The sequence below is a fragment of the Ruegeria sp. AF5 genome (assembly GCF_056541905.1).
The window spans coordinates 266,379-283,129 of the sequence record NZ_JBQFYZ010000003.1 but is presented as its reverse complement, the minus strand read 5'-3'; the positions used below and the strand labels follow the sequence as shown (position 1 = coordinate 283,129).

Here is a 16,751-nt window from a genome sequence, read left to right as displayed (position 1 = left end):
TCTTTTTGGTATTCCCGGCGAATTAACGCTTCGAGAACTGGAACGAACGGCGGGCTTTGCGCTTACCGAATTTCTTACGTTCCACAACGCGGCTGTCGCGGGTCAGGAAGCCAGCGGCTTTCAGTGCGCCACGCAGGTTCGGATCATAGAGTTGCAGCGCTTTCGAGATGCCGTGCTTAACCGCACCGGCCTGACCGGTCAGGCCACCGCCTTTGACGGTTGCAACAACGTCGAATTCACCTTCTACGCCGGCAACCTGGAACGGCTGGCGCAGGATCAGCTGCAGAACGGGGCGTGCAAAATAGACGTCCTGATCTTTGCCGTTCACGGTGACCTTGCCGGAACCCGGCTTGATCCAGACGCGGGCAACAGCGTCTTTACGCTTGCCGGTGGCATAGGAGCGGCCCAGCTCGTCACGTACGGGTTCACGCACGATGACTTCTTCGGCCACGGTTTCAACGCCTGCGACGGCGCTCAGCTCTTCGAGAGTATTGATCTGATCAACCATCGGTCATTAGCTCCGGGTGTTTTTCTTGTTCATGGACTTGACGTCCAGAACTTCGGGGGCCTGGGCCTCGTGCGGGTGCTCGGCACCGGCATAGATACGCAGGTTGGTCATCTGCTGGCGCGACAGGCGGTTGCCTGGCAGCATGCGCTTGACGGCCTGGAAGACCACGCGCTCGGGGTGCGCACCTTCCAAAATCTGCTGTTTGGTGCGCGACTTGATGCCGCCCGGGTGGCCAGTGTGCCAATAGAAGTTTTCTTCGCGCTTCTTGCCGGTCATCTGGATTTTGTCAGCGTTGATCACGATGACGTTGTCGCCCATGTCCATGTTCGGGGTGAACGACGCTTTGTGCTTGCCACGCAGGCGCATGGCGACGATCGAAGCAAGACGGCCCAGAACAACGCCTTCGGCGTCGATCAGGATCCACTTCTTGTCGATGTCTGCAGGTGTTGCAGAAAAGGTTTTCATGGCAGGATAGTCCTGTTTGATGTGAAAGACCGCCCCAGCGGAGCGGCCCGAATTCGATGGACGGGTTTTATGAGGTGCCTGCACGCAGGTCAAGCAACACTTGTCTTATTTATATACGTAAAAACAAAGACTTAAAAAATAGGTATTATTTTACCCCATCTTCAAACGCTGATTTGTTCAGGTGGATTGTCCAATAGTACGCGCAGGCGTTGCATCGCGTCCTCGAACCGTTCCAGCGACACATGGCCATTCATGGCAATACGTACAGCGTTCGGCGCGCGCCCATCGCGTAGCGCGAATTCGTCGGCGGATCGGAGCTGTATCCCTTCCCGCTCGGCCGCGCGACTGAATGCAGCCGACCGCCAGCCAGACGGAAGGCTCAGCCAGACAAAGGGAACGTCCGGGCCCCAGTTCAAATCAAACCCACCCAGGGTGTTGACGGCGACGCGTAGATAATCCCCCATCCGCGTGCGCACATCCTTGGCGATCTGACGCGTCCGCGGATCGGACAGCAAATGACGGGTTAATTCCGCCAACGGTTGGGCCAGTCCGAAATATCCGTATTCAGCGGACCGGCGCAAATCCACACTTCTTTCTCTGGGGGCGATAGCAAAACCCACACGCAATGCCGGTGTCAGAATCTTTGAGATTGATGACACATGCCATCCCCGTTCAGGCGCCAGCGCCCGAAAGCTGGGCTCTCGGGCGTCGCCCATGCGATAGCAGTCATCTTCAATGATCTGCAAATCAAAGCGACGGGCAATCTCAACGATCTCTTTCCTCCGCTCCAACGGTGTGTGCGCGCCCGTTGGGTTCTGAACTTCTGGTGACACACAGACGGCCTGCGCTGTGGTCTGGCGCAGAACATGCTCCAACGCTGCGGGATCGACACCCCATTTGTCCATCTTCACACCGACCACTTCCGCGCGCATCAGTTCGCCTGCGCGACGGAACCCGGCATACGACAGGTCCTCGACCAGAACGATAGGTTTGGGCCCGCGCAGGATCGTCTGAAACACAACGCAAAGCCCGTTCTGGCCACCATGTGTCAACACAATATCATCATGGGTCAGTGCACCCAGCGGAAGATCTGACAACCAGTCCACAACCGCCTGTCGTACGGGCTGGTACGCATCGCGCGTCGGGTAATTCAGAAACAAACCCGGATCGGCTTGCGACACTTTTTTCAAACATTCACGGATCAGGGACACCTGCCCCATATCCGCCAACCTTGGGCTAAACAGGCTTACATTGGCGTTGTACTTGTCGTCGCGAAGATGCAGTTGCCGCGCCCAAACGTCGTCAAGAATGGGCGATTTCGGCGGCGCAACAAATGTACCACGTCCGACTTCGGCTTGTAACAACCCCTCATCTGTCAGGATTGTATAGGCGCGCGCGACTGTACCTGGTGTTATTTGCAGTCGATACGCCAGTTCGCGCACCGGAGGGAGTTTGACACCGACTTCCAAAGATTTGTTATCTATGGCTTTTCGAATTGTGTCGGCAACCAGAGTGTATTTCGGTCCTTTAGCTTTTGACAGCGCCTCTGGCCAAATTGTATCCATTACAATTCTTCCTTTGCTTTTGACACAATTTCGAATGTATCAGTCATGTGTACCAAGTACAGCTAATTTGTGTCAATACAATTTGAAAGGAATTCCGAGATGACACGCACAATGCACACCCCCGCCCTTCTGCTGCTGACCGACAGCCCCCGGCTGCCTCTGGCCGCTGCACTGGCCGTGCGGTTTGCGGCAGCGGTCACTCAATGGGAGCGTCGTCGCCGCAGCCGCGTCAATCTTAGTTATCTGGATGACCGCTTGCTGAAAGACGTCGGTCTGACCCGTCATGATGCGCGCCGCGAAGTAAAGCGCCATTTTTGGCAGATTTAACTGATCCCCAGTCCCATTATTGGGACCTCTTCCTGGGCCGGGGCTTGTCCCCGGTCTTTTTTATCCGAATTTCGCGGCTGCAGACCCTGCAGGTGGCAGGGAATAGGTCATCGTCGCTCTGGCAACTGGGTCTTCTGCGCCATCGGAATACATAAGCACGTCACCGACGGCCAAAGTCCGGCCCAGTTTCAGCAGGCGACATTTGGCGATCATGTCCGTGTTGCCTTCTGGTTTGCGCAAAAAATCCAAGGAACTGTTCGTTGTGACCGCCAGGGATTGACGCCCTTTTCGCGCCAGAACCATTGCGTATACACAAACATCGGCCAACCCAAACATGGATGGCCCCGAAACCGTGCCCCCCGGCCGCAAATGCTGATCCTGCACAACAAGGCGCATTGTGATTGTATCTTCGGTCAGGTCCTCGACAACAAAGTCTTTGTGCACCTGCGGGAAAACCTGCTTAAGGTATTGTGACAGTTCGTCCCGGTTCATTGCCAAAGCCATGCTTTCCCTCCTGCTCATACCGACCTAGAGTTGGCCCAACATGGGATCGGAGGGCAAGATGGCAATTCTGGAACGTAACGACACCGGCGCTGTTGCGCGGCTTACAATGAACGCCCCAGAGCGGCTGAACGCGCTGAGTGACGAGATGCTGTCGGCGCTTCAGGCTGAACTGGACACGTTGCGTGAAGACACATCGATCCGGGCAGTGATCCTGGCGGGTCAGGGCAAGGCATTTTGCGCTGGCCACGATCTGAAACAGATGACGGCCGGACGCCAGTCCGAAGATGGCGGCAAAGCTTATTTCAATGACCTGTTTTCGCGCTGCGCGAAGGTGATGATGTCAATCCAGTCCCTGCCCCAGCCCGTCATCGCACAGGTCCACGGCATTGCAACCGCCGCCGGGTGTCAGTTGGTGGCAACCTGTGACATGGCCGTCGCCGCCGAAGACACGCGGTTTGGAGTGAACGGGGTTAATATCGGCTTATTCTGCTCCACCCCAATGGTGGCCCTCAGCCGCAATATCCCCAGAAAGCAGGCATTTGAGATGCTGACAACAGGAGACTTCATATCAGCCGAACGTGCTGCCGATTTGGGTTTGGTCAACCGCGTTGTCCCCGAGACGCGGCTTGAACACGAAGCCAATGCGCTTGCAGAACAGGTTGCCTCCAAGCTGGGAGTCGCTGTCAAAATCGGTAAAGAGGCTTTTTATCAACAGCTTCTGATGCCGCTGGATCAGGCCTATGCCTATACCGGCGACGTAATGGCGCAAAACATGCTGTACCGGGATACAGAAGAAGGCATTTCAGCTTTTATCGAAAAACGTCCCCCAAATTGGTCCCAATAATGCAATTGTTTTGCACATTTTTCGCCACTGTTTTGAATTTTGCACTTTTCAAAAGGGCGACACTGTGGCAAAGCTGGGTCGAGGCCAAGGCCTCAGGACACTTTTGGGTCGCCGTGGGCGGAAGGTCCCTCCAGCTGGTCTCTCTCACCAGCGCTGACAATCCCGCAGCGGCGACCCCAAGACCCCTTTCATAAAATTCGCGAAACCGCTTTGCCTCAGTTGCGCCCGATTGTGGTCTGCCCTATGTGGCATCGCATGACACAAGTTTTGCATATTGTAGGCGGCGGCATGGCCGGGTCAGAAGCGGCCTGGCAAGCTGCTGAAATGGACGTGGATGTTGTGATCCACGAAATGCGTCCGACCATCGGCACCTTTGCACACCAGACCGGCAATCTGGCGGAAATGGTGTGTTCGAACTCGTTCCGCTCGGATGATGATGAGCAGAATGCCGTGGGCCTGCTGCATTGGGAAATGCGCGCCGCCAATGGGTTGATCATGACAACGGCCGATGAACACCGCCTGCCAGCCGGTGGAGCGCTGGCTGTGGATCGTGACCCGTTTGCAGAAAGCGTGACCGCAAAACTTCGCGCCCACCCGCGCGTGACGGTAACCGACGAAGAAGTGACGACCCTGCCCGACGAAGGCCAGTGGATCTTTGCGACCGGCCCCCTGACGTCGCCCGCGCTGGGCCAGGCCATCCAGACCGAGACAGGGTCTGACGCACTTGCCTTTTTCGACGCCATCGCACCGATCGTCTATGCCGAGAGCATCGACATGAGCAAAGCGTGGATGCAATCACGCTACGACAAGGGCGAGACCGAAGAAGAACGCACAGCCTATCTGAACTGTCCGATGGACCGGGATCAGTATGAAGCCTTCATAGACGCGCTTCTGGCAGCAGAAAAAACTGAATTTCACGAAGGAGAGACAACAGGTTACTTCGACGGCTGTCTACCCATCGAGGTTATGGCCGAACGCGGTCGCGAAACGCTGCGCCATGGTCCGATGAAACCGGTCGGGCTGACCAACCCGCATGAGCCCGGCGTGAAACCACATGCAGTGGTGCAGTTGCGCCGCGATAACGCATTGGGCACCTTGTTTAACATCGTGGGTTTCCAGACAAAGATGAAATACGGCGCCCAGACCGACGTGTTCCGTATGATCCCTGGCTTGGAAAATGCCAGCTTTGCCCGGTTGGGCGGCATTCACCGCAATACGTTCATCAACTCTCCCACGCTTCTGGATTCGCAAATGCGGTTGAAATCCAAACCCAACATTCGGTTTGCTGGACAGATCACGGGTGTGGAAGGCTATGTAGAAAGCGCCGCGATGGGGTTGCTGGCTGGTCGGTTTGCCGCTGCTCAGATTTTGGGGCGTGACCTGCCCGCTGTTCCGCAAGACAGCGCAATGGGTGCTTTGATTCACCACATTACGGGTGGTGCCGAGGCTAAGACCTTTCAGCCGATGAACGTGAATTTCGGCCTGTTTCGCCCCGTGGATGGCCTGAAAGGCGGGCGTCGGGGTCGTAAAGACCGGTACAAGGCCTATACCGACCGGGCCAAAGCTGAATGGAGTACCTGGTTGGAACATTGCTGACTGGACGCGTAATGCGGACTCGGCCTAGCATGCTGGAATGAACGACACGTTTCTGAACAGCACATACAACCTCGGCACGCCTGAAGCGACTGAAGCGCACTATCAGAACTGGGCTGCAACCTATGAAAAGGAAGTCGGTGAACACGGTTACGCCACGCCGGGCCGTGTAGCAGCGGCTTTGTGGTCTTTCGCACCGAAGCCGCAGACCCCAATTCTGGACTACGGCTGCGGCACCGGGTTGTCGGGGCTTGCCCTGCGCGCTGTTGGCTTCGAGGTCATCGATGGGATGGACCCAACAGAGAACATGCTTCAGGAAGCCGCCAGCAAGGGCGTTTATCGAACACTGACCGGATTCGATATCGCCAAGCCCGCGCCGTTGAAGCGTGGGGAGTACACGATGATCACAGCCATAGGAGTGATCGGAAAAGGTGCTGCCCCGCCCGAGACACTGGATTTGTTGATGCACGCGTTGCCCAAGGGTGGTTTGCTTGGCTTTTCGCTGAACGATCATGCGTTGGCGGACCATAAATTCACCTGCCGTCTGACGGATTGGGTCGACATGGGGGCCGCACGTTTGTTATTTCGTGAACACGGCCCCCACCTGCCCGGTATCAACCTTAACTCTGACGTGTATGTATTAGAAAAAGCGTGACTCTCGTAACGCGCTTCGCGCCATCCCCAACAGGCCCCCTTCACCTTGGGCACGCATATTCTGCGCTGGTTGCCAGCGATCGGGCTGCTTCTGAAAGCGGCCGGTTCCTGCTGCGAATTGAGGATATCGATCGATCCCGCTCACGACAGCTATGGGAGGATCAGATATACAGAGACCTCAGATGGCTGGGGCTGACATGGCCAGAACCCGTGATGCGCCAATCTGATCGTATGGTCGTTTACCATAAGGCGCTGGACCAGCTATGGGCGCAGGGGCTTTTGTATCCGTGCACGTGTAATCGCAAAGATATCGCAGCAGCAGCCGGTGCGCCGCAGGAAGGCGCACCCATGCTTGGACCCGACGGGCTTGTTTATCCCGGGACCTGTCGAAAAAGGTTTGCTGGCAAAGATTTATCGAACCTTCCTCGTCCAACTCAGGACCCCTTGCGATTGGACGTGGTCAAGGCGTGTCAGGCGGTCTGCAACCTGGACAGGTACCAATTTCTTGAGTTGGGATCGGGTCCGGACGGCGAAACCGGCATTATCACTTTCACGCCTGATGAGGTAGTTACCACCATAGGTGATGTAGTTCTGTCCCGCCGCGACATGGGGACGTCGTATCACTTGTCCGTTGTGCTTGACGATGCCGCTCAGGGCGTAACACAGGTGGTTCGAGGGCGGGACTTGTTCGAAGCAACCCGCATCCACGTTCTTTTGCAGGCGTTGTTGAACCTACCGACACCCGAGTATTTCCATCATGATCTGATCCGCGATGATGCCGGCAAACGGCTGGCCAAACGCGACGATGCCCGCGCAATTGCAAAGTACCGGGCCGACGGAGCTAGCCCAGATGACATACGCCGAATGGTTGGGCTTTGACCCCCTATTCCATTGGCGCCATCAGTTCAGTTTCCACCCCACCCCGAACGGCGGTAAAAAAACAGGTTCGTCGGTTGGTATGACAGGCTGCTCCGGTTTGACGGACGAGAACCAATAGGCAGTCCCGGTCGCAATCGATCCGGAAATCCACCAATTCCTGCACATGGCCCGAGGTTTCGCCCTTGATCCAGAAAGCCTGCCGCGAGCGTGACCAATAGGTCACCCGCCCGGTTTCGAGGGTCTTTTCAACCGCCTGTACATTCATCCATGCCATCATCAGAACCTCGCCTGATGTTTCATCCTGCGCAATCGCCGGGATCAGACCCGCCTCATTAAATCTCAAAGTAGAAGGATCAAACACGACTGGGTCAGACATCTCAAAAACCTTTTGCATCCGGTGGGCTCGCCACTATGTATGGGTAACACACGACGAGGGAAAGCCATGAGCGGCGAGAACGACCTGATTAAGCTGTACTCTGGGCGCATTCTGGCGCTGGCTGCGGATATTCCGCATCTTGAGCGACTGGAAGATCCCGATGCAACCGTCAAGAAACGCTCACCTTTATGCGGATCGACTGTAACTGTGGACATCAAGGTTCGCGATGGTCAGATCAGTGCCTTTGGTCAGGACGTCAAAGCCTGCGCTTTGGGGCAAGCGTCCGCCTCGGTCGTTGGGGAAGCGATAATTGGCGCGTCGCGGGCGCAGGTCGAAGCTGCGCGCGATCAGTTGGCGGCCATGCTCAAGACTGGCGGCCCTGCACCTGATGCGCCGTTTGATGGGCTTGAGGTGCTTATGCCCGCACGGGATTATAAAAACCGCCACGCGTCGATCCTGCTGGTTCTGGATGCCACGGCTGAGGCCATGGCGCAGGCTGAACAGGCAAACTGCGCCTGATTATAGCTATTTGGCGTAAACCCGTTTACCCTCTGCCCAGATTTCAGGAGGGATGGGTTTGAATAATTTGCTCGAGCATTTCGTGACGCTTTGGGTCGTTATCGACCCGATTGGAACAATTCCCGTTTTCATTGCAGTTACGGCCGGATTGGACGCGGCAGGCCGGCGGCGGACAGCGATGTTAGCAGCCGTGATAAGTGCTGCCGTATTGCTGTTCTTCCTTGTATTTGGTCAGGTGCTGATCGAAGCGCTGGATATCGGGTTGAATTCGTTTCAGGTCGCTGGCGGCATTATCCTGTTTCTGTTTGCCCTGACGATGATCTTTGGTGAAAGCAAACAAGAGATCGAACAACGGCAAGCCGAAGAAGATCGTGAAGACGCGTATCACCAGCAGAACCCGGCGATTTTCCCGCTTGCCGTGCCTTCACTGGCATCCCCCGGCGCAATGCTGGCAATCGTTATCCTGACTGACAACCACCGTTACAGCATCGCGGATCAGGGTATCACAGCGCTTGTCATGCTTTCCGTATTGCTGGTTGCGTTTGTACTGATGCTTTTGGCCGAGCCCATCATCCGGCTGATCGGTCATTCAGGCGCGGCAATCATCAGCCGTGTCATGGGCATGATCTTGGCCTCGGTTGCTGCCAACTCAGTCCTGTCCGCGCTGTTGGAAATCTTCAAAACCGGCCAATTGTAAAAAAAGCCGCCGCGCTTTCCGGGCGAAAGGGCGGCGGCAGGTATTGCGTGTCTCGTGTGGGGTCCGGTGTACCGCGCGGGGCCGAGGCATGGCCCCTCAAGGGGTTTGGGACAGGCAGGTCACCCTTGACTGAAATGGGGATGACAGCGCGGATTTTTCGGCACGAGATCGCAGGCAGAAAGGCTTAGAAACCAACCGGCAGGTGAAGGGCCACCATCAGCATCACGACCAAAGACAACACGCCAACGGCATCCTGCAGGATGGTCGATTGCGCGCGGCTGAAAGCGGTCTTGATCTGGGTCAGCATAGGGTCACCTCCAGTCAGAGTTTTAATCCTTTGTTGACCTTTTGTTCTCATATTTCCAAGCACAGGTAAAGAACTTTTTGAGAACATTTGTGAACTTTAGGGAGCGTTACAGCTAACCCACTGAAATCAAACGGATCGCCTGATCCTGTTTCATCAGCCACAAAAGTACACGTGCGGCCCGTCCCCTGTCCGAAGTCAGTTTGGGATCGGTCGTTAGCAGCGCCCGCGCATCGGATTGGGCGACGGCCATCAATCCTGCCTGACGTTCCAGATCCGCGATATGGAATTTTGGCAACCCGGATTGCGCAGTTCCGATCAGATCGCCCGCGCCTCGCATCTCAAGGTCAGTTTCCGAGATTCGGAAGCCATCCTCTGTCTCGCGCAGAACCTCCAGCCGCTTGCGCCCTCCCTCGCTGAGCGGTGGTTGATACATCAGCAAACAGGTGGATTCCGCATCCCCGCGCCCGACGCGCCCCCGCAACTGGTGCAATTGCGCCAGCCCAAAGATCTCGGCCCGTTCAATGACCATGATCGTTGCGTTGGGTACGTTCACGCCAACCTCGATCACCGTCGTGGCAACAAGGACCTTTGTTTTCCCATTATGAAATGCGCTCATCGCGGCGTCTTTGTCGGCTGGTGGCATCTGACCATGAACCAGCCCCACAACGCCCTCACCCAAAATGGCCCGCAGGCGTTTGAAGCGTTCCTCGGCCGCTGTCAGGTCCGAAACTTCGGATTCGTCGACCAGAGGGCACACCCAGTAACACTGTCGCCCCTCATCAATCGCACGCCGCAGGTGGGCTATGACTTCGTCCATGCGCTGTGTGTTGACAATCGCCGTTTTGATCGGTTTTCGCCCCGGAGGCTTTTCATCCAGCACCGAAACATCCATGTCGCCATATTGCGCCAGCGCCAGACTGCGCGGGATGGGGGTGGCAGTCATTACCAGAACATCTGCCCCCTTGCCTTTTTCCGACAACTCCATCCTCTGCCGCACGCCAAACCGGTGCTGTTCGTCGACGATGGCCAATCTCAGCGCCTTGAATTCAACATCGCTTTGAAACACTGCATGTGTGCCAACCAGAATGTGAATATCGCCTTGTTTAAGCGCCTCAAGCTTGGCACGCCGCTCCGCGCCCTTATCACGCCCGGTGAGCAGTTCCAGAACCACTCCGGCCTGTTCGGCCAGGGGGCGCAATCCTTCCAGATGCTGGCGCGCCAGAATTTCGGTTGGGGCCATCATCACGCCCTGCCCGCCTGCCTCAACCGCGATCAGAAGGGCCATGAAGGCCACCAGCGTCTTACCGGCGCCGACGTCGCCCTGTAACAGCCGGTTCATTCGGGCGTCAGACGCCATATCAGCTGAAATCTCATCAATGGCGCGCGTTTGTGCGCCAGTCGGGCGATATGGAAGGCTTGTCAGCACTTTCGATTGCAGTACCCCGGTTCCCACGCTGACGATCCCCCGCGACTTGCGCTCTCGCTGCCGGGCCAGAGCGAGCGTCAGCTGATGCGCAAACAACTCGTCATACGCCAACCTCTGACGTGCAGGGGCAAACGGCGCTACATCATCCGCGCCGCGCGGATTGTGACCGGCGTGAATGGCCGCGGACCAGTTCGGCCAGTTTTGCTGCGACACCTGCGCCGGATCGATCCATTCCTCAAGTTCGGGTGCGCGTGCCAATGCGCTGCGGCTGGCCTTGAACGCTGTTTTCTGCGTCAGCCCTTGCGTCAGGTGGTAAACCGGTTCGAATTCCGGGATATCTCCTGCTTGTTCAACGGGCAGCATGTGGTCCGGATGCACCATCTGCGCCATACCGTCGAACAGTTCCAACTTGCCGGAAACCACGCGGCGTGATCCTTGTGGCAACACTTTCTTCAGATACTCACCACGTGCGTGGAAGAAGACCAGCTGGAAATCGGCCTGACTGTCTTCGACATGAACGCGGTAGGCCCCCCCCTTGCTGCGGGGCGGTCTGTGCGGGCCAACTGTCACTTCCACGGTCAGAGTGGCCGGCAGGTCCACCCCCTGTATTGAATCCCGCCTGCGCCGATCCACCACGGCATAAGGCAGGCTGAACAGAACATCGCGCGGGGATTCCACCCCGGTCTGCGCCATGGCTTGTGCGGTCTTGGGGCCGACGCCATCCAACGTTTCCAGCCCCGCAAATAGCGGGAAAAGCTGTTCGGGCCGTCCGCTCATGCGCCTTCTATCAGCTGAAGCCAGCCATCCTCGTCCAAAGTTTCGATCCCAAGTTCCGCTGCCTTTTTCGCCTTTGACCCGGCCCCGGGACCCGCGACCAGAATATCGGTTTTCTTGCTGACAGAGCCGGAAACCTTGGCGCCCAACGCCTCGGCCCGCGCTTTCGCCTCGGCGCGGGTCATCTTTTCCAGCGTTCCGGTGAACACTACGGTTTTACCCGCGACCGGACTGTCCGAGGCTGGCGCGTCGGGGGCGATAACCGTCAATTCGCTGCGCAGCGTGTCGAAAGCCCGTCTTTCCTCTTCATTGGCAAATGCGTCCGACAATGAAAGGCCAAGTGTTGCGCCAATACCGTCGATGCCGATCAGCTCTGTCCAGGCGGCATTGGCATCGGCACCGACATTGGCATCCGCGATGGCTGCGTCCCGCACTTCTTTCACGCGTGCGCGACGCCCTTCAAGCTGCGCTGCCGCACGCTCGGCATCTTCCGCCTCATCCGCCCGCCTTTGGGCCAGCGCAGCCGGGCGTGCAGTGTCTAACGCCAGCGCCATTGCATCCCAGTCGCGGTAAAAAAGTGCCAGATCACGCGCGCCCACTTCACCAACATGTCGAATGCCCAGTGCGAACAACAAGCGCGCAAAGGGAATCTTCCGTTTTTCATCAATGGCTTCGAACAGGTTCCTGGCGGATGTTTCGCCCCACCCGTCCCGGTTTTTCAACCGCGTCAGACTAGCTGAGTCCCGCTGTTCCAGCGTGAAGATATCAGCTGGCGCATTGATCGGAAGGGTTGGATCACCATAGAACATTTCAATCTGTTTTGCACCCAGCCCTTCTATATCAAAGGCTTTGCGCGACACGAAATGTTTCAGCTTTTCAACGGCCTGCGCAGGACAGATCAGGCCGCCGGTGCACCGTCGAACCGCGTCGCCTTCTTCGCGGATCGCATCGCTCTCGCATTCGGGGCAATGTGTCGGAAAGGCAAAGGGGCGTGCATCGGCGGGGCGTTTGGACAAGTCGACATCCGACAGTTTGGGGATCACGTCGCCCGCGCGATAGACCTGAACCCAATCGCCCACTCGGATATCTTTTCCATCACGGATCGTGCCGCCTTTGGCGTCGCGCCCAGCGATATAATCCTCGTTGTGCAAAGTGGCATTGGAGACGACCACCCCGCCAACCGTTACAGGATGCAACCGTGCCACAGGGCTGAGCGCCCCTGTACGACCAACCTGAATGTCAATCGCCTCCAATCTGGTCCAGGCCAGTTCGGCTGGGAACTTATGTGCGATTGCCCATCTTGGCGTCGTCGAACGGAAACCCAAACGTGCCTGCAATGACAGATCGTTTACCTTGTAGACGACCCCATCGATATCATACCCCAAAGTCGCACGCTGCGCTTCGATATCCCGGTAATGAGCAATCATGTCCTCAGTCGTGGCACATAGGCGCGTCAAGGAATTCGTGGGGAACCCAAGCGTCGCAAGACGCTCAATCGCTCCCATCTGGGTATCCGCCAAAGGCTCTGACAGTTCACCCCAGGTATAGGCGAAGAAACGCAATGGGCGGGATCGGGTAATTTCCGAATCCAGCTGACGCAGTGACCCTGCCGCTGCATTGCGCGGGTTGGCAAAGGGTTTGCCCCCCCGTTCGCCTTGTCGCGTGTTCAAGGCTTCGAAATCAGAGTGGGACATGTAAATCTCACCCCGAACCTCAAGAACGTCAGGCGCGTTTTCAATCTGCTGTGGAATATCAGAGACTGTGCAGGCGTTGGCCGTTACGTTCTCGCCAACTTCACCGTCGCCCCGCGTTGCGGCCTGAACCAGCTGTCCGTTCTCATAACGCAAGGACAAAGACAGGCCATCAATCTTGGGTTCAGCTGTGAAAGCCAGCGGCGCGCCTGCATCAAGGCCCAGATATTTGCGAATCGAGCTGTCGAAATCGGCAATGTCCCCATCGTCGAACGCATTTCCCAGTGACATCATTCGGACGGCATGAGTAACTTTTGAAAACCCGTCCGACGGTTTGGCCCCGACTTGTTCTGTTGGGCTGTCAGCACGTTTCAGGTGGGGAAAAAGCGCCTCGATCTCGGCATTTCTGCGTTTGAGGGCATCATAATCCGCATCCGACAACTCGGGCGCATCTTCTGCGTGATACAGCGTGTTGGCTCGGGACAGTATGTCCGCCAACCGCGCCAGTTCGGCACGCGCCTCATCATCGGTCAGGTCTGATATGGGAATGGAATTGCTCATGGCCTCGCCCTGTCACGCGTTCTTGGACCTCAGTGATAGGGCGAGGCCATGGCCAGGTCCAGATGTGCTGAGCCGTGAGTGCAATGTGCCGCCGTGGACCACCAGCAACACAAACGGTTCAAATCAGAGGCCGACCGCCATTCGCGTCTCGTCCAGAGTGTTGCTTTGCGGGTCGCGCAACACGTAGCCCCGCCCCCAAACGGTTTCGATATAATTCTCGCCACCGGTTGCATTGCTGAGCTTTTTGCGCAGTTTGCAGATGAAGACGTCGATGATTTTCAGCTCGGGTTCATCCATGCCGCCGTATAAGTGATTCAGAAACATTTCCTTGGTCAGAGTCGTACCCTTACGCAAGCTGAGCAATTCCAGCATCTGGTATTCTTTTCCTGTCAGGTGCACGGTTTTTCCGTCCACCTCAACGGTCTTGGCGTCCAGATTTACAGCCACGCGACCTGTGTGGATGATGGACTGCGAATGCCCTTTCGACCGGCGAATTATGGCATGAATGCGGGCCACCAGTTCTTCGCGGTGGAAGGGTTTGGTCAGATAGTCATCCGCGCCAAACCCGAAACCTTTGATCTTGCTGTCCGTATCATCTGCGCCCGAAAGGATCAGGATCGGTGTTTCCACACGGGCAATCCGTAGCTGGCGCAACACTTCATGCCCGTTCATGTCCGGCAGGTTCAGGTCCAGCAAGATCAGGTCGTAATCGTAGAGCTTTGCCAGATCGATACCTTCTTCGCCAAGATCCGTTGCATAAACGTTTAGGTTCGCATGCGTCAGCATCAGTTCGATGCTTTTAGACGTGGTCGGATCATCCTCGACAAGAAGTATACGCATTTTCACTGCTCCAATTCGGGTCAATAATTCCAATTAAAATCAAACCTGACCAAGAATGGTTAATCTGACGTTACCGTTGAATCATTTATTCTCGCTCGCCTTTAGGTTGTCGATACTTTTTTAAGGCCGTGGCTTTCAAAGCCTCGGCACCGTGTTCCGCGACCAGGGAAACCCAGCCGTTGAATTCTTCGTCGCTGATGCCGTATTTCTGTTTTGCCTCAGACAGGCTGATCAGCCCGTAAAGTACCCCACGCACGACCAGAATCTTGCGTGAAGCTACCCACCGCCTAGTGCTTGTCGGCGGCAGATCGGCGCGCGTCAGTATGGATCCATCCGGCAGAGAAACAGACCTTGGCCCTTCCACTTTGTGCAAATACATCGCTTTACCCTTTTTGCTGCATCAAAGCTGGCACCAGCCTACTTAAGGTCGTATGAAACCGCCCCTTGAGAGTGTGTAGAATTTTCCTATATTCTGCCGGTCTTTCTTAACCCGGACAGGAACCGCCAATGGCCCTCGACACCGAGACCCCGCTGAACTCGCTTGGCTTTGCCAAACCGCCCTCGGAAACGCGGGTGGTTGTGGCCATGTCAGGGGGCGTCGATAGCTCCGTCGTCGCGGCTTACTTGGCCGATCAGGGCTATGATGTGGTGGGGGTGACACTGCAACTCTATGACCATGGCGCGGCTTTGGCCAAGAAAGGGGCGTGCTGTGCCGGGATCGATATCCACGATGCGCGCCGCGTAGCGGAAGAGCGTGGATTTCCCCATTATGTTCTGGACTATGAAAACATCTTCAAGGACGCGGTGATCGATGAATTTGCGGAAAGCTATCTGGCAGGCGCAACACCCGTCCCCTGCATTCGCTGCAACGAGCGCGTAAAATTCAAGGACCTTCTGGAAACCGCCAAGGATCTTGAGGCCGACTGTATGGCCACCGGGCACTATATCCAACGCAAGATGGGGCCAAACGGCCCGGAACTGCACAGCGCCGAAGATGCCAACCGGGACCAATCCTATTTCCTGTTTTCGACGACGCCGGAACAGCTTGATTTCCTGCGCTTCCCGTTGGGTCACCTGCCCTCAAAAGACGCGACCCGCGAAATGGCGGCTCAATATGGGTTGTCTGTGGCGGACAAACCCGACAGTCAGGACATCTGCTTTGTGCCCGACGGCAATTATGCCAGCGTCATTGAAAAGCTGCGCCCCGGTGCTGCGGAACCGGGTGAGATTGTTCATGCCGATGGCCGCGTTCTGGCACAGCATAACGGGGTGATCCATTACACGATCGGCCAAAGGCGCGGCTTGGGCATCGGCGGCCTGAGCGAGCCGCTTTATGTGGTCAAGCTGGACGTGGACAAAAAACAGGTCGTTGTCGGCCCCAAAGAGATGCTGGCAACGCGTGTCGTTCCCGTGCGTGAGATCAACTGGCTGGGCGATGAAGCCTTCACATCGCGCGAAGAATGGCACCTGTCAGTCAAGGTCCGTTCGACCCGCCCCCCGCGCGAGGCCATTATTCGACCGCTGTCCGACACCACTGCTGAGGTGGAATTGCTGACACCCGAAGAAGGCATCTCGCCCGGTCAGGCCTGCGTCTTCTATGCCTCGGAAGGCAGCCGCATCTTTGGCGGTGGCTGGATCTGGCGCGGGTACTAGGCTGAAACAGGTTCAACCTCGGGTTCGATCTGGATCTGAAGCGCATCGTTGAACCGGTTGAATGCACCGCACAATGCGATGCGCCAGGTTAACTCGACAATCTGGGCATCGCTGAACCAGTCCCGCAGGTCGGAAACCTCAGCGTCGCGCATGCGGCCTGATCGTGTCGTCACCGCCTCGGCGTATCGCACGACAGCCTTGTCGCACGCGTCCAGTTCGGGGTGGTTTTCGACATCTGGCAGGCGCGCCGCGCCTTCGGGGCTGAGACCTGCAACCGTCAACAGCGGAGTATGATGCGAGACACAGTATTCACAGGCGTTTAGTTTGGAAACCGTCACCATGGCTAGTTCCAGCGCCCGACGCGGCAAGGTTTGCTGCTCCCGCAACGCCGTCAACATCCCTGCGACATGTTCCAGAACCGGTGGGCAATGTGCGGCAACCCGGGCCCAATTGTCGAACGGGCCATAAGCACCCAAAGCCGCATGTGACGCGCGTGTCTCGTCTGCCATCTCAGGGTCTGACAAAGGGGGGATGCGGGTCATGATGAAATCTCCTTTTCAGCGAGGAT

19 protein-coding genes are annotated in these 16,751 nt (G+C 56.9%); 8 read left to right on the top strand and 11 right to left on the bottom strand.

The genetic code is table 11. From position 1 onward, the window contains the following. Positions 1-22 precede the first annotated feature (22 nt). From rpsI to ACR0DS_RS07615, 3 genes are all read right to left on the bottom strand, one after another. Positions 23-508: a 30S ribosomal protein S9 gene (gene rpsI / locus ACR0DS_RS07625; protein WP_209503959.1), complete on the bottom strand. Its 486-nt coding sequence runs from the start codon at positions 506-508 to the stop codon at positions 23-25. Between the two features lie 6 nt (positions 509-514). Then, positions 515-973, bottom strand: a complete 459-nt coding sequence (gene rplM, locus ACR0DS_RS07620) for a 50S ribosomal protein L13 (RefSeq protein ID WP_209503960.1) — start codon at positions 971-973, stop codon at positions 515-517. Positions 974-1,134: 161 nt separating this feature from the next. Next, the gene (locus ACR0DS_RS07615) at positions 1,135-2,538 is read right to left on the bottom strand and encodes an aminotransferase-like domain-containing protein (protein WP_480558420.1); all 1,404 of its coding nucleotides are present in this window, start codon (positions 2,536-2,538) and stop codon (positions 1,135-1,137) included. A 99-nt stretch (positions 2,539-2,637) separates the two neighbouring features. On the opposite strand from ACR0DS_RS07615, the gene ACR0DS_RS07610 reads away from it, so the two are divergent. Further along, on the top strand, positions 2,638-2,865 hold the full coding sequence (locus ACR0DS_RS07610; RefSeq protein ID WP_480472702.1) for a DUF1127 domain-containing protein: 228 nt from the start codon (positions 2,638-2,640) through the stop codon (positions 2,863-2,865). 60 nt (positions 2,866-2,925) lie between these two features. Here ACR0DS_RS07610 and ACR0DS_RS07605 read toward each other — a convergent pair whose 3' ends face one another. Then, the gene (locus ACR0DS_RS07605) at positions 2,926-3,369 is read right to left on the bottom strand and encodes a PaaI family thioesterase (protein WP_480558422.1); all 444 of its coding nucleotides are present in this window, start codon (positions 3,367-3,369) and stop codon (positions 2,926-2,928) included. 58 nt (positions 3,370-3,427) lie between these two features. On the opposite strand from ACR0DS_RS07605, the gene ACR0DS_RS07600 reads away from it, so the two are divergent. The 4 genes from ACR0DS_RS07600 (at position 3,428) to gluQRS (ending at position 7,339) form a co-directional block, all read left to right on the top strand. Further along, positions 3,428-4,213, top strand: a complete 786-nt coding sequence (locus ACR0DS_RS07600) for an enoyl-CoA hydratase (protein ID WP_480558424.1) — start codon at positions 3,428-3,430, stop codon at positions 4,211-4,213. A 255-nt stretch (positions 4,214-4,468) separates the two neighbouring features. After that, positions 4,469-5,809 carry a methylenetetrahydrofolate--tRNA-(uracil(54)-C(5))-methyltransferase (FADH(2)-oxidizing) TrmFO gene (gene trmFO / locus ACR0DS_RS07595; RefSeq protein ID WP_480558426.1) on the top strand — a complete coding sequence of 447 codons (1,341 nt, stop codon included), beginning with the start codon at positions 4,469-4,471 and terminating at the stop codon, positions 5,807-5,809. Between the two features lie 37 nt (positions 5,810-5,846). After that, on the top strand, positions 5,847-6,461 hold the full coding sequence (locus ACR0DS_RS07590; RefSeq protein WP_480505215.1) for a class I SAM-dependent DNA methyltransferase: 615 nt from the start codon (positions 5,847-5,849) through the stop codon (positions 6,459-6,461). Beyond that, positions 6,458-7,339 carry a tRNA glutamyl-Q(34) synthetase GluQRS gene (gluQRS, locus tag ACR0DS_RS07585; RefSeq protein ID WP_480558428.1) on the top strand — a complete coding sequence of 294 codons (882 nt, stop codon included), beginning with the start codon at positions 6,458-6,460 and terminating at the stop codon, positions 7,337-7,339. Before ACR0DS_RS07590 ends, gluQRS begins: the two co-directional genes overlap by 4 nt. 4 nt (positions 7,340-7,343) lie before the next feature. Here gluQRS and hisI read toward each other — a convergent pair whose 3' ends face one another. Continuing rightward, complete coding sequence (gene hisI, locus ACR0DS_RS07580; protein ID WP_480481004.1) at positions 7,344-7,733, bottom strand: phosphoribosyl-AMP cyclohydrolase; 390 nt, start codon at positions 7,731-7,733, stop codon at positions 7,344-7,346. A 48-nt stretch (positions 7,734-7,781) separates the two neighbouring features. On the opposite strand from hisI, the gene ACR0DS_RS07575 reads away from it, so the two are divergent. Both ACR0DS_RS07575 and ACR0DS_RS07570 read left to right on the top strand, forming a co-directional pair. Next, complete coding sequence (locus ACR0DS_RS07575) at positions 7,782-8,234, top strand: iron-sulfur cluster assembly scaffold protein (RefSeq protein ID WP_267366385.1); 453 nt, start codon at positions 7,782-7,784, stop codon at positions 8,232-8,234. A gap of 58 nt (positions 8,235-8,292) precedes the next feature. Further along, positions 8,293-8,931 carry a MarC family protein gene (locus tag ACR0DS_RS07570; protein WP_267366387.1) on the top strand — a complete coding sequence of 213 codons (639 nt, stop codon included), beginning with the start codon at positions 8,293-8,295 and terminating at the stop codon, positions 8,929-8,931. A 184-nt stretch (positions 8,932-9,115) separates the two neighbouring features. Here ACR0DS_RS07570 and ACR0DS_RS07565 read toward each other — a convergent pair whose 3' ends face one another. The 5 genes from ACR0DS_RS07565 to sciP all read right to left on the bottom strand — a co-directional run bounded on the left by ACR0DS_RS07565 (position 9,116) and on the right by sciP (position 14,909). After that, on the bottom strand, positions 9,116-9,238 hold the full coding sequence (locus tag ACR0DS_RS07565; protein ID WP_267366389.1) for a hypothetical protein: 123 nt from the start codon (positions 9,236-9,238) through the stop codon (positions 9,116-9,118). Positions 9,239-9,350: 112 nt separating this feature from the next. Then, positions 9,351-11,441, bottom strand: a complete 2,091-nt coding sequence (recG, locus tag ACR0DS_RS07560) for an ATP-dependent DNA helicase RecG (RefSeq protein ID WP_480545589.1) — start codon at positions 11,439-11,441, stop codon at positions 9,351-9,353. Beyond that, the gene (gene ligA, locus ACR0DS_RS07555; protein WP_480558430.1) at positions 11,438-13,690 is read right to left on the bottom strand and encodes an NAD-dependent DNA ligase LigA; all 2,253 of its coding nucleotides are present in this window, start codon (positions 13,688-13,690) and stop codon (positions 11,438-11,440) included. Before ligA ends, recG begins: the two co-directional genes overlap by 4 nt. Before the next feature lie 123 nt (positions 13,691-13,813). Then, a complete protein-coding gene (ctrA, locus tag ACR0DS_RS07550) occupies positions 13,814-14,530 on the bottom strand; it encodes a response regulator transcription factor CtrA (protein ID WP_267364745.1) in 717 nt (238 codons plus the stop codon). Positions 14,531-14,615: 85 nt separating this feature from the next. Further along, the gene (sciP, locus tag ACR0DS_RS07545; protein WP_480558432.1) at positions 14,616-14,909 is read right to left on the bottom strand and encodes a CtrA inhibitor SciP; all 294 of its coding nucleotides are present in this window, start codon (positions 14,907-14,909) and stop codon (positions 14,616-14,618) included. Positions 14,910-15,037: 128 nt separating this feature from the next. Between sciP and mnmA the strand changes: the two genes are divergently transcribed. Then, positions 15,038-16,183: a tRNA 2-thiouridine(34) synthase MnmA gene (gene mnmA / locus ACR0DS_RS07540; protein ID WP_480481014.1), complete on the top strand. Its 1,146-nt coding sequence runs from the start codon at positions 15,038-15,040 to the stop codon at positions 16,181-16,183. Here mnmA and ACR0DS_RS07535 read toward each other — a convergent pair. Then, the gene (locus ACR0DS_RS07535) at positions 16,180-16,725 is read right to left on the bottom strand and encodes a carboxymuconolactone decarboxylase family protein (RefSeq protein ID WP_480558434.1); all 546 of its coding nucleotides are present in this window, start codon (positions 16,723-16,725) and stop codon (positions 16,180-16,182) included. The two genes, mnmA and ACR0DS_RS07535, sit on opposite strands and share 4 nt — an antisense overlap. Positions 16,726-16,751: the final 26 nt, after the last annotated feature.

Bases quoted from the DNA above. Each gene is read 5' to 3' on its own strand.
- rpsI (WP_209503959.1), bottom strand. From the start codon at position 508: ATGGTTGATCAGATCAATACTCTCGAAGAGCTGAGCGCCGTCGCAGGC.
- rplM (WP_209503960.1), bottom strand. From the start codon at position 973: ATGAAAACCTTTTCTGCAACACCTGCAGACATCGACAAGAAGTGGATC.
- ACR0DS_RS07615 (WP_480558420.1), bottom strand. From the start codon at position 2,538: ATGGATACAATTTGGCCAGAGGCGCTGTCAAAAGCTAAAGGACCGAAA.
- ACR0DS_RS07610 (WP_480472702.1), top strand. From the start codon at position 2,638: ATGACACGCACAATGCACACCCCCGCCCTTCTGCTGCTGACCGACAGC.
- ACR0DS_RS07605 (WP_480558422.1), bottom strand. From the start codon at position 3,369: ATGGCTTTGGCAATGAACCGGGACGAACTGTCACAATACCTTAAGCAG.
- ACR0DS_RS07600 (WP_480558424.1), top strand. From the start codon at position 3,428: ATGGCAATTCTGGAACGTAACGACACCGGCGCTGTTGCGCGGCTTACA.
- trmFO (WP_480558426.1), top strand. From the start codon at position 4,469: ATGACACAAGTTTTGCATATTGTAGGCGGCGGCATGGCCGGGTCAGAA.
- ACR0DS_RS07590 (WP_480505215.1), top strand. From the start codon at position 5,847: ATGAACGACACGTTTCTGAACAGCACATACAACCTCGGCACGCCTGAA.
- hisI (WP_480481004.1), bottom strand. From the start codon at position 7,733: ATGCAAAAGGTTTTTGAGATGTCTGACCCAGTCGTGTTTGATCCTTCT.
- ACR0DS_RS07575 (WP_267366385.1), top strand. From the start codon at position 7,782: ATGAGCGGCGAGAACGACCTGATTAAGCTGTACTCTGGGCGCATTCTG.
- ACR0DS_RS07565 (WP_267366389.1), bottom strand. From the start codon at position 9,238: ATGCTGACCCAGATCAAGACCGCTTTCAGCCGCGCGCAATCGACCATC.
- recG (WP_480545589.1), bottom strand. From the start codon at position 11,441: ATGAGCGGACGGCCCGAACAGCTTTTCCCGCTATTTGCGGGGCTGGAA.
- ligA (WP_480558430.1), bottom strand. From the start codon at position 13,690: ATGAGCAATTCCATTCCCATATCAGACCTGACCGATGATGAGGCGCGT.
- ctrA (WP_267364745.1), bottom strand. From the start codon at position 14,530: ATGCGTATACTTCTTGTCGAGGATGATCCGACCACGTCTAAAAGCATC.
- sciP (WP_480558432.1), bottom strand. From the start codon at position 14,909: ATGTATTTGCACAAAGTGGAAGGGCCAAGGTCTGTTTCTCTGCCGGAT.
- mnmA (WP_480481014.1), top strand. From the start codon at position 15,038: ATGGCCCTCGACACCGAGACCCCGCTGAACTCGCTTGGCTTTGCCAAA.
- ACR0DS_RS07535 (WP_480558434.1), bottom strand. From the start codon at position 16,725: ATGACCCGCATCCCCCCTTTGTCAGACCCTGAGATGGCAGACGAGACA.